Raw genomic sequence first — 16,941 nt, 5'->3', positions numbered from 1 at the left:
TCGATAGTACATGACGATGAAGAATGTAGGTGCTTTGATAAGTTGTTGCCAGCTCAAAACGGCATAGCACACGCGCTCTTAGCGAGTCGTCCTACTGTCCACTTCAAGAGCGATAAAGCATTTGGCTTTATCGCTCTTTTTGGGTTACTACTCTTTAGGCTCACGGAAACCGGTCGCCTAAAGGCCATCTACTGTAAAGTAATCTCCTCCGAAGGACTTAATCTGTTAAAATACGAAACTTTATGAATAATAGAGCGTAAAAGAGAGAAAGGATCGGTGGGAAGGAGATCAATCATTGTTACCTAGTCTATTCATGTTGTTCATACTCATCGTTTTGCCGATAGTTACTATTTGGATGTTAGCGAGAGCAACCTATAAAACGAAGTTGGAGTGGCTCCTCGATGCAGTAAAAACGGTAGCGTTAGTCGCGTGGCTAGTCCATACGCAGCCGTGGGACTGGATTGGCTATTATATCCGTTATCTATTGGTCATTTTGCTTGTTGTTGCGCTTTTCCTCTCATGGAAAAAGGTCAATGCGTTACCGTTTCGCGAAAAATATACGACGAAACGTACAAATACAATGGGTCTCAATATCGTGCTCATTGTCTTTTTTGGAGCAATTACTGTATCAAGTATCTTCAGCTATTCAGTCAAAGACAAAGCGATTGAACTAGCATTTCCGATGCACGAGGGCACTTATTATGTTGGTCATGGAGGAAATCACACGTCGATGAACTATCATCATGCATATGATGATCAGAAATATGCGCTCGATATTGTAAAGTTAAACAAAATCGGTACACGAGCAAATGGCCTTCAACCGAAGGATTTAACCAAATACGCAATTTTCGGTGATGAACTGCTTAGTCCGTGCAATGGAAAAGTGATTGAAGCGAGGGACGGGCTTCAAGACATGACACCTCCCGAAATGGACCCTGAACATCCGGAAGGAAACTATGTTGCGCTTCAATGCGAGCAGCATGAAGCCACGATCTATCTCGTTCATATGAAAGAAGGAAGTGTTGCTGTCGCAAAAGGGGATACAGTGACAACCGGGCAGCTGTTAGGGAAAGTCGGCAACTCGGGAAATACAAGCGAACCGCATTTGCATATCCATGCGGAACTGGATGGCAAAGGGGTGCCGCTGACGTTTGACGGAAGGTTTTTAGTGAGAAATCAGTTGGTGAAGGCTGGGGGGAAGTGAAGGTTTTATCGTCATATGATTATAGTGGATAGAATCTTACTTGAAACGTGTCATGTGAATTTCACGTACTAATTCTAAGGTTTAAGGAATTTTTAGAGAAGGGGAGACACTGGAATAAAGAGAAATGAGGGATCGTGAATTGGACAAGAAAAAGATCTATAACGTAATTGCCTTATCTAGTTTTGTCATTTGTATACTTGCCTGGATCCCAAATATCGTGTTCCACATCTCAAGCCCTTTTTGGTTAAGTACTTTTGTTGTTGCGCCAGTTGGCATTGTGTTTGCAACATTGATAAGAAAAAGTTGTTTAATCGTGGCAAATACGCTGATGTTCTTTAGTTTTTTCATTTTGATGTTTGTGGGGTATGTGGTAAATGCTAATTTTTACTAATGTTATAAGCATTCTAAACCAACTGGAGGTTCGTCATGAAAATAACAGCACTCGATGACAAAGTGAACATCGATGGTTTTGAGATTTGTGGTCATATTGATCAGGAGCAATCTTGCTCGACCTGTAAGAATCACTTGATTTATTACGAGGACTTTGATACCTATTTTTGCCCGGCTTGTAATCATTGGTTGGAGTCAAAATGTAATGATCCGAGCTGCATGTATTGTCCGAATCGGCCAGAAACGCCGCTACCGAAGGGGTGAATGCAGCTCATTAAAGATTGAAGGATATTGAGATTGGCTATGCATAATGGAAAGGCAGGAGCACTCATGATTGTATGGTTTCGACATTTGCCGCAAGTACGCTTGGAAGGGGCATCATGGCAGCCTTTCATTCAACACGAATGGTTGCGTAAGCATTTTATGAAGATTGTTTATGGATTAATGGTCGCTTTTATTGTATTGCCCTTTGTGTCTGGAGGGAGTCTTACTCCAGTGAAAAACTTCCCCCTCCTGTTCATCATCGTTGGCGTAATTGTCATTCACGAGGCGTTGCATATACTTGTCATCCACAAGAAAGGCGACATGAGCTTAACGTTTAAGGGGATTTATTTTTGGATTCATACAAATGCAATTCTCTCGAAAAAGAGGTATTGGGTATTTATGACGTTGCCTTTCATCAGTTTGACAATACTCCCGGCAATTGTGTCGTTTTTTGTTACGGGCGATTTGCAAGCCCTCCTGTTGTTCATCGCATGGTACAACTTAATTATTTCTGCAGCTGATATTGTGAATTCGATTTTGATTTTATTGAAACCGAATCGAACTGAATTTTGTAGGGGGTATTATCGAGTAAAACGTGAGGAAGACGTTGGCATAAAGGTTGTTGGCTGAGTTGTAGAATATGGAGACGGACTATAGAAGGATGAAATGAATTTCGATTAGCGACTGCTGTTCGTTAAGATGAGGTTTAATCACGGAGGGGGACGAAATGAATTTTATCAAGCCAATTGCTACAGGAAATACAGCAGAGATTTTTTTGTGCGAAAATACGATTATAAAACTTTTCAAAGATTATCTTCCTGAAACCGAATCGTCTTATGAAGCAACTAAACAGAAGATTGCCTACGAGCTTGGCCTTCCGGTTCCGAAGATATTGGATGTTATGAAGGTTAACGGTAAGCAAGCAATTATCATGGAATATATAAGGGGAAAGACATTAGGGGAACAGTTTCTTGAAAATAGGGATCAAGGGAAGTATTTTATTGAACTGTCCATTGACATGCAACGAAGAATACATTGTTTGAAGGTAGAAAATCTAGAACCAATGGCTTCAAAATTACGCCGTCAGATTGAATCAGTCCATCGTCTTGATGAAAGACAAAAGTTCATGCTCTTGCAGAAGTTAGATTCATTCTCATTCGAAAATAGACTCTGTCATGGAGACTTTCATTTATTTAATCTTGTAGAATCAGATGATAACGTTACGGTCCTAGACTGGGTTGACGCCAGTTCTGGAGATATACGTGCCGACGTTTGCCGCTCATATTTACTGTATAAGCAGTTTTCTGAAGATTTGGCAGAAATGTATATAAGTATCTATTGCGAGAAGAGTGGATTGGCAAAAGACGAGATTGTGGAATGGGAGCCTATCCTGGCTGCTGCTAGGTTGGCGGAGAGAGTGGAGTCTGAAGTGGAAAATCAGCTAGTCAATAGTGTGAATCATTACTATCCGCTAAATAAGTCTTAGAAAATGGAGGCGATCCCCATTGGGTAATGAAGTGGAATTTCGATTAGCAATTGAGCGAGATTTGGAACGAATTGTTGAAATGCTGGCGGATGACAAACTAGGTGCCACACGGGAACAATTCGAATTGCCATTACCGGAAGTATATCGGGAAGCATTTCGTGCGATTGAAGCAGATCCCAACAACGAATTAGTCGTTGCCTATCTTGGAAATAAAGTTATTGGCGTCCAACAAATCACATTCACTCCCCATCTAACTCGACAAGGTGGATGGCGCGCAACAATCGAAGGCGTCAGAACTTGCTCAAGTGTTCGTGGAAAAGGGATAGGAACAGCTTTGATAAAGTGGGTCATTCAACGGGCAAAAGATCGCGGTTGCCTGCTCACCCAGTTAACAACGGATAAAGAGCGGAAAGACGCAATTCGTTTTTATGAACGATTAGGCTTTCAAGCATCTCATGAAGGGATGAAGTTGACGTTACGTTAACTGCATGGGTTAGGGAAGTTCAGCAGTATAACAAACAATCTCTCTTCACAAATCACTACATATAAAACGCACATTTTTACTCCATGTTTCGTACGCTACTAGTAAATGAAATTATGGTATAGCGAGGGAATAAAGGATGTGTATGAATGGATGGATGAGGGGAATGAAAAAGGAAGAGACCTAATTCCAGTTTCCTCTGAAGTGTATGCGGCGAGAATTGCGCTACTCGGTTCAATTTTTTCAGTATTAGGCGACGGGCTTTCTGCAATTGCTGCGGGTATGGCCCTTCAACAAGCCGAAATCGAAAGTGCACAGGAAGCAAAGGAATTAAAAGAAGCAGATGATCAATCAAAACAAGTCGAAGCCCTGCAAAAACAAATTGAACAATTGACAAAAAGAATTGAAAGTATGGAGAAAAGAACTAGTTGAATCCCGTTCCGCGCAGTTGCCAGCTTCCGTGCAAGCTGACGATTGGGCGGATTTTGGCGATGGTCGTAGGGGAATCAACGATTTTTAACGATGTGTGTACGTGTAAAGACGTTTCTTGTCATGTTAAGAGTGAAATACGATGATTACAGTCAGGTGCGCTTGAATTAATTGAAAACCCGTGAGTGTATGAATCAGTTAAACTCGTGCTAACTTGTGTTTTGGCATACACAGTGAATTTAATCTGTTTAAACTTACGGTAGTCTGGATATAGTTGAATGATGCAAGTATCATGTAAAGCGGATAGCGAAACTGGCCGTTTGAAATTAAAAATACTTTGTGGTATTATTATCTTGAATTCGAGATATTATTTCGTATTTCACTTAACAACATACCAACATTCGTAAATTTTTTTATTCATATACCTTGAATTCAAGATAAATTACAAGATTAAAGGAGAGACATCATATGAACGGAATTAAAGGAATTCACCATGTCACTGCTATTACGAGCAGTGCGGAAAAAAACTATGATTTTTTCACCTATACATTAGGCATGCGCCTAGTGAAAAAGACGGTGAACCAAGACGATATTCAGACGTATCATTTATTTTTTGCGGATGATAAAGGATCCGCGGGTACGGATATGACATTTTTTGACTTCCCGGGCATCCCAAAAGGAACGCATGGAACAAACGAAATCTACAAAACGGCATTTCGTGTACCATCGGATGCAGCATTGGATTATTGGGTGAAGCGTTTTGAAAAATTTGAAGTGCAAAATAGTGGCATCCAGGAAGTGTTCGGCAAGAAAACAATTTCGTTCATCGACTTTGATGAGCAACAGTATATGTTGGTTTCGGATGAGGAGAACGAAGGGGTGGCTGCGGGAACGCCGTGGCAAAACGGGCCGGTTCCTTTAGAGTTTGCGATTACCGGTTTAGGGCCGATTCACATACGCATTGCGGATTTTGATTACTTTAAAAAAGTATTGGAAACGGCGATGGAATTTAAAGAAATCGCAAAAGAAGGTTCGCTGCATTTATTCGAAGTCGGAGAAGGCGGAAATGGTGCACAAGTCATCGTGGAACATAACACGCTGTTACCGAATGGACAACAAGGATTCGGAACCGTACATCATGCGGCATTCCGCGTAGAAGATGCAAGTGTGTTGGACGAGTGGAATGACCGTATGCGAAAGTTTGGCTTCCCAACATCAGGCTACGTCGATCGATTCTTTTTCGAATCCATCTATGTCCGCGTTGCACCTGGCATTTTGTTCGAATGGGCAACGGACGGCCCTGGCTTCATGGGAGATGAGCCGTACGAAACAGTTGGCGAAAGCTTATCATTACCGCCATTCCTGGAAGGCAAGCGAGAACAAATCGAAGCAATGGTTCGTCCGATTGACACGGTTCGAAGTACGCGGACGATTGAAAAAGAATACTTGTAATAGAGCATTTTAGTGTGAATAAATTAAAACTACCTGCAGCCAATTACAGGATTTGGTGTAGGTAGTTTTTTTGTATTTCAAAAAGCCTTCCTGTGCTTATGAAATATAGATTACTTTATGAGAGCGTTGAGCGCTGATTTCTTTGTAGATTTGTAAATCAATTTCATAAGAGGGAAATTATTCATTGAAACATGTATTCCTGTACGGTTCTGCTAAGTTGAGGAGTATTTGAACAGGATTCAAAACAGCTACCTCCTCACTTCTGAAAAGTAAGAGCAGGTAGCTGTTTCGTCAAAATTTGAAGGATGATTTAATCGGATTTAGTAGCAGCTATTGCGGTGAATCCGATAATAATAGATAAAGGCAAAGCCCTTGCCAAAAGAGCATCTGCAACATAATCCTCTTGAAATACTATAATTAAACAAACGGCAGAGATTAAAAATACAATGCAAAATAAAATTCTCAATACTTTATTCATATCCATATCATCTAGTATCCCGAGAGAAAGTTCGTTTCAAAATCGTGTACTTTTGTCATGCCTTTGTTGGATGCTAATGCTGCAAGTGAAGCAAGTAAAAATAAAGTAAATGTAGCAACGCTTGAAAGTAAAGACCTGCAAATTTTAACCATTTTGTTTCCTCCTATTTCATAGTATCTAAACCTTATAACACAACTAGTTAATTGTAAATATAGTACATGTTGGGAAAATTCACTTGGCATTTAGTCTGCTTGTAGCTTTTCCTCCTTGGGTAGTATGAATCACTACGGATACTTGTGTCCGTGCCTGTGCAAGAAACATTCACGTTTATTCAGCTCAAATGAATAGTTATGCAATTAAAATAGATGAATATACTACATACACATTTGCATTTTAGTAAATATGCAATTGTAGTGAATTGACTGAATTCAATTGTGCACAGGCACCCAACACTTAATACGACAGCTTTAACCATTGCTAGGGGTGACTCATGCAATTTGAACTGTCTTCTGCACGTGTCTCTAATAGGGAAAAGCCGCTTATCTTCTGTATTGTTGAAGGTAAGCGGCTTTTTGAAATCTTGCATGTATCTGATCAGACCATTAGAAGAATGTGTGATGCTGGAAAGTTTCCAGATGCAACACGAAAAGAAGGTGGACATTGGAGGATACCGAAACAATATTTTAACGTAAGCCTAGATCAAGCCAGAGAAATGAAAAATGAACTAGCACAAGTTCGAAAAAAAGCACAAGAGGGAGGAGAAGTTGATGAGTTTCATTTATAAGCCCGCCTTACCATTACCACTGAGTGAAAAACATTTCGGGTTTTGCGAAATTCGTCAACTTCTTAAATTCCTCCCCTTGGTCAGATAAACAGTTACCCGTTGACGAATCCCCACGTTTTTCGCTCTGCAGTCTAGTCAGCTTTTCACACGAAAAAAAGACCGTCAAATGACGGATCTACGTTCTTCCTTAAACGCACCCGTTAGTTGAATAGACGCTTGTAGACAATCACGCCTAGTTCAGGTTTATCCGTTTAACTCAGGACAGATAACTAAGAGGTTGGACAACCTCGCAAAGTTCACTTTCTTGAATAAAATTTGTAACAATCGAAGAGTGCCCCACACCTACAAGGAATAAAATACGTTCTTCTTCAGAATCAATAAGACGGGTTAAATTTGCAAACATTATTAGATTTCTTTTATACCACCAACTTAACCAGTTCATACCAATATAATTATCTAAATCACCAATGCGTGCAATATTCAAATGAAGTTTTTGTACATTGTTAACTATGGCGGGATCGTTTAGTTCTTTGTAGTAGTCTATTACACTTTTATCGTCCGACAATTCAGGGGCCACGAGCTCTTCATATATTTCCTTTAGAAGTTCGGGTTGATTTTCTTCCGCCCACTTCACAACTTCCCCATAACTCATATCTGCATGGCCCATCCAATCAGTCGGATAAATCTGATCATGTTGCAGCTTCAATCCTAGCCGAAAGGCGACTTGGTATATTTCATTTATTGGAAGTTTGTAAGTACCTTGTTTATACTTAATAAATTGTTCGTTACAAAATTCACTATCCTCTGGAACCATTTCAACTGCAATCTTTGTCGGGTTAAACTTTTCAACTTTGGACACTAATTCCTCTATTTCTCTTTGTCTTTTTTCTGAATCTAGCCCCTCATATTCAGCCATATGAAAACTTCCAAGTACAAGAACTTTCGCTTTTTCCTGTTTCAATACAATTCCTCCTTTAATAGTTGCCCCTTTTTCATACACTTACTCCCAATCCATTTACTTTCACTCATTCGAGTATTGGATATTATCATCTTATAACACTAGTGATTTTCTGGTAATGGACCTGGAGATGATTCTCAAATAGGTCTCGAGGCTGATTAAACTAAATGTTTGTCTTATTATTCATATACAATTCTATTGACTATACAAAATTTAATGAGACACAGCCACTTTAGAAATTCCTTGTTTTGAGCTACAGAAAGCGGTATGATAATTGGCGTATTACAGTAGGAGGTGTTGTGAAGATGGCAATTTTAATGGCATTGCCAGCTTCTAAAAAGACTCATGCAAAGCCGATTTCTGAAGTGGCGATACTTTGCATGGGGCGAATGAAAGACTAATCGCTTGCGAAAGAAGCTTCTCCATTTCTACAATTGTGGCTTTGCGCATTGTTGCAACCCACAAATACGAAGGAGCTGACATGATGACTAACGAACGTTTTATACGAAACGACCAATATAATTTTATTAAAAGACAAGTCCATCAACTCGTGTATGGCCATGCAACCGTGAATGATCAACACGTTATTGGTGCTCTCGAATCGCTCTCCATTGAGAGAGTAGATGAATTGTTTACAGAGTTATCGAATGAACAAAAAGAAATGTTGAATGGTATGGAGAATATTGCGGAAAAAGAAGCAGCGGAACAATTTCTTCTCGAGCTAGAACCGTATATCATTCCGTTCAATGAACCTTCGGAACAGCGTATGAAAAAGCTCTTTCCGAAAGTGAAAAAGTTGAAATTGCCTAAAGTAGGCCTGGACTATACAAAAATGACGTATCTCAGTTTTGACGATATCGGAACGAAAAAGAGATACATTGTCGCGCCAGCCAACAAGGGCTTCATTGGCCTTGCAGGTACTTACGAAGAGTCTCAGATCAAACAAATATGTGCGATTTGCAACCGTCTCACTACTGTCATCCTTTTTATGACGAAAACAAAAGGGGAAGCAATCGGCACATACACGAAAAAAGGGAACTATATTTGCAAAGATGCAGAGAATTGCAACCATCACTTGCTTACCTTAGAAAAACTACATGATTTTGTAGAAAACATGAAATAGAAAGTGGTTATCAGAACGAAGTAGTCAACCTAGATGTGGGGATTGCCGAATAAAGGTACGCGGCACACAAAACCTCAAAACGGTATTCTACTATAAGAAACATCCATCCTTGAGCCGCGGCTTCTAAAGGATGGGTGTTTTTTTATGTATTAATAGAACTCTTGTTAAAGAGAATCTGTTAATTCATAGTGGTTAACTTCCATTATAAAAAATAGACTTGTAAATAAATACGTAGCAGCTTATGAGACGAACCAATCCATTTAAGGATATGACGTCAAAATAGTACTCGACGAAACAACAATATGGTTCATGCCAATGATCGATCCCGATGGCGTGAAATTACAACAAAAGGGGTTAGCTGCATTCCCAAAGAAAGACCATCTCTATTAATGCTTTATACTTATCTCTTCCCCCTATCCTTCCGATATCAATCTTTATTTAAGGACACCAAAGTCCAGACAGTTTGGACACGAAAGTTAGGACTGTTGTTTTAGTATGATCTATAACTAGAGCTTACCTATAAAAGTTCTGATCATTGCTGTCCTAATTAACAGTTAGTCTGGACTTTAGTGTCCAAAAAATAGTTAGTCGTGACTTTGGGTTCTTTCACATCATAGTAGACAAATTCATTATTATTTTCTAACCTATAATTCAGCGAAATAAAAGATATAAATAGAAATGAAAAAAAGGAACAATAGTAAAATTAATCTAAATAGCTCTTTCTTATCTCGATTTTTAATCTTTCTGAAGTCCAATGCAGTCCAGAACAAGCAACCTACAATTAAAACGAACAAAAATGAAATAAGTCCTTGAAGTGACGGTGTTATATCATATAGAAACGGTAGCGGTATTAATAATAAAAGCAATATAATAGTTAAACGTTTTCGCAGGACGGTTCCCCTCCTCTACCTTTTTATGGCTCCTGTGCTTACATAAAAGATTAACACTTGTATGAATGAGAATACATCCTAAAAGAGAGAATTCTCTTTTAGGATGTAAACACTTTGCATTAAAATCCATGAATTTAATAGGTTTTTCATCCGAAATATCTCCAATATTTGTTTTTTTGGTACAATTAAATCATAGTGTGTCTGTATCAGGCGGGTTCTTAAAACGATGATGAAAATCCAAGACCAACGGATATTCAACTTCACATTGAACTAATGGCACCGTTGTCAATGAGCGAAAGTATTTAAAGCCAATGGACGACTTAACCGAAGCACAATTTTTAACGATATTATTAGGGTATGCAAAACCCGAAGAACGGAGGAGTGAGGACAATAAGATTGAAAAGATTCATCATTTACAACGTGTTGATTTGTCTGGTTGTGTGTATAAGCGGATACAGTTACATCAAAAATCATGCCCGAGAAACAATTGCTTCAACGTACGCATTACAATACACAGCCAACAAATATGGACTGGATGAAGGAGAAATAGAGCTACTTGACGTAACATATAGGAGAGGTATGGGCGTTTATGAGATCACCATGCAATCGAATGTTTCAAAAGAGGAGTTTGCCAGTGAAGTCAGGATGGCAAATGCCCATCTTGTTTCTCATTTTTATGATCAAACAAGAGATTATCGTAAACAGCAATCCGGGGAGCGATGAGTGGAACGATGAAAAAAATCATACTAAGCGTCAACATTCTGCTGTGCCTAACGGGTTTATTCATTAGCCATCATCATTTCCACCGCCAACAACAAAAGGCAGCAGCCTATCATCATGTCCTATTAACTGTCAGTGAAAAGTATGAGGTGAATGTGGATAGATTGGATAGAAAACAAGTTGAGTATCTACCTGAGGAAAAATACTATGCTATCCAAATCGAAGTGAAAAAGACAGGCGATGTGCTAGCTTACAAAGTTGGCGTGGATGAAAACTATACCGTGACGCATGTTGAAGAGATCGTAGAGGAGTAGTCTGAATGAAATGCCTGATAAAAGTGCCATGTCATCCGCACTAGATAAATAAGTAAAACAGGCAAGCCGTGTGATATGCGTCTTGCCTGTTTTATAATGGTATCTGCGCATGATAGGAGCCTGCCGCGTCGATAAGTCATGTTTAATGACGCGAAATCCGTGAAAAAGGAGCTTGCCGCGTCGATAAGTCACGTTTAATGACGCGCGATCCGTGAAAAAGGAGTCTCCCGCGTCAATAAGTCACGTTTAATGACGCGCGAACCATGAAATAGGAGTCCATCGCGTCGATAAGTCACGTTTAATGACGCGCGAACCATGAAATAGGAGTCTACCGTGTCAAGAACCCACCTTTAATGACGCGCGCTCCGTGAAAAAGGAGCTTGTCGTGTCAATAAGTCACGTTTAATGACGCGCAATTCATGAAAAAGGAGCTTGCCGCGTCGATAAGTTACGTTTAATGACGCGCGATCCCTGAAAAAGGAGTCTCCCGCGTCAATAAGTCACGTTTAATGACGCGCGAACTGTGAAAAAGGAGTCTCCCGCGTCGATAAGTCACGTTTAATGACGCGCAATCCGTGAAAAAGGAGCCTGCCGCGTCAAGAACCCACCTTTAACGACGCGCAACCCCTGAAAAAGGAGCCTGCCGCGTCAAGAACCCACCTTTAACGACACGCACCCGTAAAAAAGCAACCTCCCACATCATAAACACACATTCAAAGTCACTCCACAACATTCCAGTGAAAAAACGCATCCTTCACCTTAAACAATCCCTCATAATCCCCTAATCAACCGCGCAACCAAGCACAGCGCAAAAGTCCCCTTAAGTGCCTTACTTACCGTACCCGCTGCTTCCGCATCCACTGCGTCGCGACCCACTTCTCGCCAATCTCCACAGGCGCACCGCCGTGTAACGTCAAATCATTCAACGCCGGATCATTGTAGAAATACTCGAAGTACACCGCCATCCCTTTACGCGGCGCAACGGAAAAATTCAAATGCGGGAAAAACGTCTCGCCGCCTTGCTCCACATCATTCAAATACATCACAAGCGTACTAATCCGATTATTCGTCACGTTGCTCTTCGCCGAAAAGAAATCATGGTGCGCCTTATATTGCTGCCCCGGCGTATACCGAAGAATCTGCAGCCCCTCACCATGCGCAATCGGGATATTCATCACCGCTTCAATGCGCTTTTCAATTCGCGCAACAACAACATTTTCCGTCTCGTCAATGAACGTGCTACTACTCGTCCGGACCTCATTCTCCTCGCGTGTCGTTCCAATCTTAGAACGCTTCAACCCATCCGCCGACAAACGGATCAGTTCATCACACTCTTCCTCACTCAACATATTCCCTAACACAACAACCAACGGCTCATCGATTCTTGCAATAATGTCAATCTCTCTATCTGTCACGATCTTCTTGCCAACATGACCGAAAATCGTCTGCTCTCTATTCTCCGCTATCAACTTCCAACACCTCTTAATTGTTTACTTTGTAAAACAAAAACGTACTCGGGCAAATTATATACAGCTAATAACGGTCCTCTCTCGTCCGGTTCACACATCCTTTTGGAAGTAAATTCAATATATTGTAGCACGTAGAAAACCGTATCGTAAATTACTTTTTTTGTACAAAGGGTAGGCCAATGGAACTGTTTTTGCGGGCGAAATTTTCGTGCGTTTTTTCTTTGAATCGCGATTGAAAAAAACAAACGCACGGCAGCTACGAAACGAAAAAATTATAAAAAAAACGTCCGCAGCGCACGCGAACATAAACATATTTCATTCCACCCGCAAGCATCTTCCACAACCTCTTTTTACCCCAAATTACGCAATGTCAATGCAGCAAACAAACGCGAAATAAAAATTATTTTCACAACGATGTATCCTTTTCGGAAGTAGGGCTCTATGTAATAGATGAAAGCACTGTTCAGTTCATAACAAAAAAAGGTAGAGGATTCAGATGGGTAAAGGTTGGTTCAAAACACATCGCGTTCTTTGGAAGAAACCGATTTGGACAGGCTCGACGCCTGAACAGAAAGTAGTACTCATGACGTTGCTCTCTATGGCGAATTATGAATATCGGCAATGGGAGTGGAAGGGGAAGGTGTATACGGTGCGTGCCGGTCAGACGATTACGTCACTGGCGTCGCTTCAAGAGGAATGTGGAAAAAACATTAGCGTCCAGCAAATCCGGACAGCGCTGAAGCGTTTGGAGAAGTACGGATTTCTAACAAACGAGTCAACAAACGAAAACCGGCTCATCACCATTGTCAATTGGGACGATTATCAGCAATACGAGCATGCCGAAACAACAAACCTAACAACCGATCAACAAGGTACAAACAAAGCGGTAACAACTAAGAAGAACTATAAGCACTATAAGCACTATAAGAATAAAAGAATAAGGTCTTTCGCGTACGCGAATCCAGTGCAGGAATACCAACTCGATTTAACGAAGGGGGAAGCGCTATGATGGCAGAAAAAGCGGTACTTGGCTCGATGATGAAAGAAAACTACCTCATTACGGATGCGAATTTGTCCGTCTCGCATTTCGCAGATCCTGTCCACAAGATGATTTTTCAGTCGATGAAGGAGTTGCGAGCGAGTGGGAAGGCGGTCGACTTCATCACGTTGTTGACGACGTTCCATCCGCAAGATATCGGAGGGGCAAACTATGTTCGGGAGTTGGCGGACTATGCGCATCTCCCGACGTTCGATGACCATGTGACCGTCATGCTCGATGCATGGCGGGAACGGGAAACGCGCAATGTGCTGCACATCGCCATACAAGAAAACTGGCCGATTGACCGCATTATGAATGGATTGGACGCGCTGCTTGACAACCGCGTGTGCGATTATGCCTCTTTGAGTGCCTTGCTAGCGGACGTCTATGAGGACCCGTACATCAAAAAAGAAATCGCGGAAGGGGCGAAAGCCGGAATCGGGGCGCTCGATACGATGACGGACGGCTTCAAAGACGGGGAGCTGACGATTATCGCGGCACGGCCAAGTATGGGAAAATCGGACATTATGCTGCATATCGCAAAGCACGCCGGCTGGACAAACCGGCTGCCGCTCATCTTTTCGCTTGAAATGTCCGCCACGAGTTTACGAGATCGCCTGCTTGCGTCAACGGGGAGATTCTCCCGCATCCGTATGCGCGATCCATACACGATGATGAACGACAAACAGAAAACCGACTGGCCACGTACTGTCGGCCGACTTGCGGAATCGAATATGCACTTCTTCGACCGCAGCAAACAGACCGTCGCGGAAATCCGCATGAACGTCCGCAAAATGATCAATACGTACCCGGACAAGAAACCGATCATTTTCATCGACTACTTGACGTTAATTCATTCGGAGGACAAAAGCAGCAGTATGCACTTGCAAGTGTCCAAAATTACGAAAGACTTAAAAGCGATGGCCCGCGAATTTAACTGTCCCGTCATCACACTCGCCCAGCTTAGCCGCGCCGTCGAACAACGACACGACAAACGTCCACTCATGTCCGACTTGCGCGAATCCGGCTCCATCGAAGAAGACGCAGACGTCATCCTCTTCCTGTACCGCGACGCCTACTACTCGAAGAATGAAAACGATTTAACAATGGAACTCATCGTCTCCAAAAACCGCAACGGCCCGGTCGGCACCGCCGTCGCCATGTACAACAAATTCACAGGGGAGGTCATCGGCAATGCCTAAACTAACGATCAAAGAAGAACTCGCGGACGCCATCAAACTCGACGGATCTTTCGTCGCACACGCCATCTACTACGCCCTCCAAAAAGGACTCGTCCAACTCGACGACCCATCAAGCAGCCTACCATACCCCCTCCTTGACTACGACATCATCAGGAAATGGATGGACATAAACTACTTGCAACTGTGCACCGTTAAGCTGTTCAAGATTCCCGTGCAACAAAACCGGCAGGCGCTGTACTTGGCACATGAAGAAAACGAAGCAAGAGCGCAACACTACAAAATGTACGGCTACCGTGTCGAGCGTATCATGGAAGCCCCGCATGAAATGGATACGTCGTTGTATTGCGAGGAGACAGGGAAGCACCGGGTGATACGGGATATGAAACGGAAGACGGTGGAGTTTCCTTGTTGGGTGGGGGAGGTGGGGAGGTGATTGAAAATGTGTAAAACAGCATTCTTGTATGGAAAGGTAATGCGTTCAGAAGAACGACCTACTTTTTTTGCTAAGTTATTGTTTTGTAAATTACACTTCTTTGAAATCATTGTGTATGTATTTTTAGGTTAGGGTATATACTAATACAAAAAGTTTCGTTTATTTCGTTTATTTCTTTATTGTTTAATTTCCTTATTGTATAATGGAGGTGAAAGAGGTGGAGATTATGCCGGCAATTCTTGATGGATTTAAACTGCAACCTAATGAAGAACAAACTTTGGAGAGTCAGAATGCAAAGGATTTCGTCAAAATAATGATGCTACAAGAAGAGCTTGAGAGAGAAAAAGAAAGGCTTTATCAAGCGCTAAGTGAACAAGAAAAGATAGAAGCTTTTAACGTTCTCCGTACACAGTTCAATATTCCCGATTTCATTACAGTACGCGATGCGTCTGAAATTCTTGAAATTACTCCTCAAATGGTTCGCAGATACTGTGCCGATGGAAAACTCCGTGGTCACCAAACGCTACAAGGAAGTGGAAAATGGAGGCTTGATACAGAACAATTTATTGGTAAGCCGAATTGGGATAAGTTTATAGAAAAAAGAGCAAGGATAAAAAAACAATCCGTCAACATTGCGAATAATATGCTGGATTACTTATATGATCAGGAGTAAATGTCGGGGGGATAAGGGGAGACTTGAGACAATATACACTTGATACAAACGTTTTCAGACATGAAACAAGTAAATATGCCAATCCAGATTTACGATGGGCTGCCAAAGCTTTTTGGAAGCATGTTTTACATGAAATAGGAGATGGGGATGCTGTACTTCTCGTACCAAAAGAAGTCATTCGGGAACTCGAGGTTCAATCGTTTACATTATCGGACAAAGAAAACAGTAAAATCTCCTTATTACTTGAATATTGTCAAGACAATCTACCAGATCGTGTCACTATCGAAATTGAACATCAAATTCGAATGATGTCTGCTTATGTACGTTCAAATTTTAAGCAAGAGATAAGTATTGATAAAATGGAGTATGGCGGAGTATCGGACGCGAGAATACTGTATGCGGCATATGACGAAGACAGTATTTTGGTTACTGCAAACGTCAAAGACTTCTTGCTATACCCTCTGTTATTTCCGCAGAACGAACAACGTCTTTACGATATGAAAGAAAATGTGTTCGTTACAATCCCTAAAGATGGATATGATAAAATTCATGCGGATTTAGTTTTTAAAGGATTGTTAAACGATTTCTTTCAAATAGATCAACAGTAAAAACGCTAGGAGCGGCATTTATATCTGAGCGTTTTTATTTTTTCTTCCTATGAAAGCTACAACACTCACTAGTCTTTTCATTTCCCTCGCAACAACATTAGGGACAACTTAACCATCTTCCGATTGATTGGTATGCTGTCCGCTTCCCTTACCTTTGGCAACTGTCCTTACCTGTAACTAATAAATCCATCCACTGCTTACGGGTTACGATTTTTTGGTGCAAAATTAAGTGTCCTTAAGCCGTTTGAACAAACATGCCAGGCGAAGGCTTTCTGCTTACACCCTCCGCTAACATCCAAGTAAGCAGGTAGTTACTTTCTGTGAAAATAACCCTAATACCGGCCAACCACAGGTTATGCGGTATGTCCGTTGTACTGACTGGATGTTGTCGCGTCCGGTAATTTTTATACTACATCAAGGTTACCACAATATAGATACTATCCACGAATAATGAGCACAATAGAGACGAAGGATGAACGAAAGAAGAACACAGGCATTTTTTCAGTGCTTAACTTGTCTTTAATCAGCAGAAAGGAGTGCCATC

Annotated in this window: 21 protein-coding genes; 16 read left to right on the top strand and 5 right to left on the bottom strand. The window is 41.3% G+C overall.

What is annotated here, in order from left to right; all coding sequences use genetic code 11:
• Positions 1–295 precede the first annotated feature (295 nt).
• A complete protein-coding gene (locus tag QT711_RS14485; RefSeq protein WP_317945398.1) occupies positions 296–1,204 on the top strand; it encodes a M23 family metallopeptidase in 909 nt (302 codons plus the stop codon).
• Between the two features lie 156 nt (positions 1,205–1,360).
• Here QT711_RS14485 and QT711_RS14480 read toward each other — a convergent pair whose 3' ends face one another.
• Positions 1,361–1,552, bottom strand: coding sequence for a hypothetical protein (locus QT711_RS14480; protein WP_317945396.1), 192 nt, complete (start codon positions 1,550–1,552; stop codon positions 1,361–1,363).
• A gap of 78 nt (positions 1,553–1,630) precedes the next feature.
• On the opposite strand from QT711_RS14480, the gene QT711_RS14475 reads away from it, so the two are divergent.
• The 6 genes from QT711_RS14475 to QT711_RS14450 all read left to right on the top strand — a co-directional run bounded on the left by QT711_RS14475 (position 1,631) and on the right by QT711_RS14450 (position 5,706).
• Positions 1,631–1,858 carry a hypothetical protein gene (locus QT711_RS14475; protein WP_317945394.1) on the top strand — a complete coding sequence of 76 codons (228 nt, stop codon included), beginning with the start codon at positions 1,631–1,633 and terminating at the stop codon, positions 1,856–1,858.
• Positions 1,859–1,924: 66 nt separating this feature from the next.
• The gene (locus QT711_RS14470; protein WP_317945392.1) at positions 1,925–2,488 is read left to right on the top strand and encodes a DUF3267 domain-containing protein; all 564 of its coding nucleotides are present in this window, start codon (positions 1,925–1,927) and stop codon (positions 2,486–2,488) included.
• A gap of 97 nt (positions 2,489–2,585) precedes the next feature.
• A complete protein-coding gene (locus tag QT711_RS14465; protein ID WP_317945390.1) occupies positions 2,586–3,344 on the top strand; it encodes a phosphotransferase family protein in 759 nt (252 codons plus the stop codon).
• 79 nt (positions 3,345–3,423) lie between these two features.
• The gene (locus tag QT711_RS14460) at positions 3,424–3,828 is read left to right on the top strand and encodes a GNAT family N-acetyltransferase (protein ID WP_398296206.1); all 405 of its coding nucleotides are present in this window, start codon (positions 3,424–3,426) and stop codon (positions 3,826–3,828) included.
• A gap of 105 nt (positions 3,829–3,933) precedes the next feature.
• A complete protein-coding gene (locus QT711_RS14455; RefSeq protein ID WP_317945386.1) occupies positions 3,934–4,257 on the top strand; it encodes a hypothetical protein in 324 nt (107 codons plus the stop codon).
• A gap of 465 nt (positions 4,258–4,722) precedes the next feature.
• Positions 4,723–5,706, top strand: coding sequence for a ring-cleaving dioxygenase (locus QT711_RS14450; protein WP_317945384.1), 984 nt, complete (start codon positions 4,723–4,725; stop codon positions 5,704–5,706).
• Positions 5,707–6,016: 310 nt separating this feature from the next.
• Here the strand turns inward: QT711_RS14450 and QT711_RS14445 are convergent, their stop codons facing one another.
• Both QT711_RS14445 and QT711_RS14440 read right to left on the bottom strand, forming a co-directional pair.
• The gene (locus QT711_RS14445; protein ID WP_317945382.1) at positions 6,017–6,190 is read right to left on the bottom strand and encodes a hypothetical protein; all 174 of its coding nucleotides are present in this window, start codon (positions 6,188–6,190) and stop codon (positions 6,017–6,019) included.
• 5 nt (positions 6,191–6,195) lie between these two features.
• Positions 6,196–6,336, bottom strand: a complete 141-nt coding sequence (locus tag QT711_RS14440; protein WP_317945380.1) for a hypothetical protein — start codon at positions 6,334–6,336, stop codon at positions 6,196–6,198.
• 338 nt (positions 6,337–6,674) lie between these two features.
• On the opposite strand from QT711_RS14440, the gene QT711_RS14435 reads away from it, so the two are divergent.
• Complete coding sequence (locus QT711_RS14435; RefSeq protein WP_317945378.1) at positions 6,675–6,968, top strand: helix-turn-helix domain-containing protein; 294 nt, start codon at positions 6,675–6,677, stop codon at positions 6,966–6,968.
• Positions 6,969–7,224: 256 nt separating this feature from the next.
• Here QT711_RS14435 and QT711_RS14430 read toward each other — a convergent pair whose 3' ends face one another.
• Positions 7,225–7,929: a DUF5694 domain-containing protein gene (locus QT711_RS14430; protein WP_317945376.1), complete on the bottom strand. Its 705-nt coding sequence runs from the start codon at positions 7,927–7,929 to the stop codon at positions 7,225–7,227.
• 481 nt (positions 7,930–8,410) lie between these two features.
• Between QT711_RS14430 and QT711_RS14425 the strand changes: the two genes are divergently transcribed.
• From QT711_RS14425 to QT711_RS14415, 3 genes are all read left to right on the top strand, one after another.
• Complete coding sequence (locus QT711_RS14425) at positions 8,411–9,049, top strand: FusB/FusC family EF-G-binding protein (RefSeq protein ID WP_317945374.1); 639 nt, start codon at positions 8,411–8,413, stop codon at positions 9,047–9,049.
• A 1,286-nt stretch (positions 9,050–10,335) separates the two neighbouring features.
• Entirely contained in the window at positions 10,336–10,662 is a 327-nt protein-coding gene (locus tag QT711_RS14420) for a hypothetical protein (RefSeq protein ID WP_317945372.1), read from the top strand.
• Between the two features lie 8 nt (positions 10,663–10,670).
• Positions 10,671–10,973: a hypothetical protein gene (locus QT711_RS14415; RefSeq protein WP_317945370.1), complete on the top strand. Its 303-nt coding sequence runs from the start codon at positions 10,671–10,673 to the stop codon at positions 10,971–10,973.
• A gap of 833 nt (positions 10,974–11,806) precedes the next feature.
• Here QT711_RS14415 and QT711_RS14410 read toward each other — a convergent pair.
• The gene (locus QT711_RS14410; RefSeq protein WP_317945368.1) at positions 11,807–12,442 is read right to left on the bottom strand and encodes a 2OG-Fe(II) oxygenase; all 636 of its coding nucleotides are present in this window, start codon (positions 12,440–12,442) and stop codon (positions 11,807–11,809) included.
• A gap of 496 nt (positions 12,443–12,938) precedes the next feature.
• Here QT711_RS14410 and QT711_RS14405 point away from each other — a divergent pair, with 496 nt between their 5' ends.
• From QT711_RS14405 to QT711_RS14385, 5 genes are all read left to right on the top strand, one after another.
• A complete protein-coding gene (locus tag QT711_RS14405; RefSeq protein ID WP_317945366.1) occupies positions 12,939–13,451 on the top strand; it encodes a hypothetical protein in 513 nt (170 codons plus the stop codon).
• A complete protein-coding gene (locus QT711_RS14400; protein ID WP_317945364.1) occupies positions 13,448–14,683 on the top strand; it encodes a replicative DNA helicase in 1,236 nt (411 codons plus the stop codon). Before QT711_RS14405 ends, QT711_RS14400 begins: the two co-directional genes overlap by 4 nt.
• Entirely contained in the window at positions 14,676–15,116 is a 441-nt protein-coding gene (locus QT711_RS14395; protein ID WP_317945362.1) for a hypothetical protein, read from the top strand. The genes QT711_RS14400 and QT711_RS14395 overlap by 8 nt, the downstream gene beginning before the upstream one ends.
• A 202-nt stretch (positions 15,117–15,318) precedes the next feature.
• Positions 15,319–15,789, top strand: a complete 471-nt coding sequence (locus QT711_RS14390) for a helix-turn-helix domain-containing protein (RefSeq protein ID WP_317945360.1) — start codon at positions 15,319–15,321, stop codon at positions 15,787–15,789.
• A 23-nt stretch (positions 15,790–15,812) separates the two neighbouring features.
• Positions 15,813–16,397, top strand: a complete 585-nt coding sequence (locus QT711_RS14385; protein ID WP_317945358.1) for a PIN domain-containing protein — start codon at positions 15,813–15,815, stop codon at positions 16,395–16,397.
• Positions 16,398–16,941: the final 544 nt, after the last annotated feature.

The sequence above is a fragment of the Sporosarcina saromensis genome (assembly GCF_033253735.1).
Lineage (GTDB): Bacteria > Bacillota > Bacilli > Bacillales_A > Planococcaceae > Sporosarcina > Sporosarcina saromensis.
The sequence above is the reverse complement of the archived record's forward strand: the minus strand, read 5'-3'. Positions and strand labels throughout refer to the sequence as shown.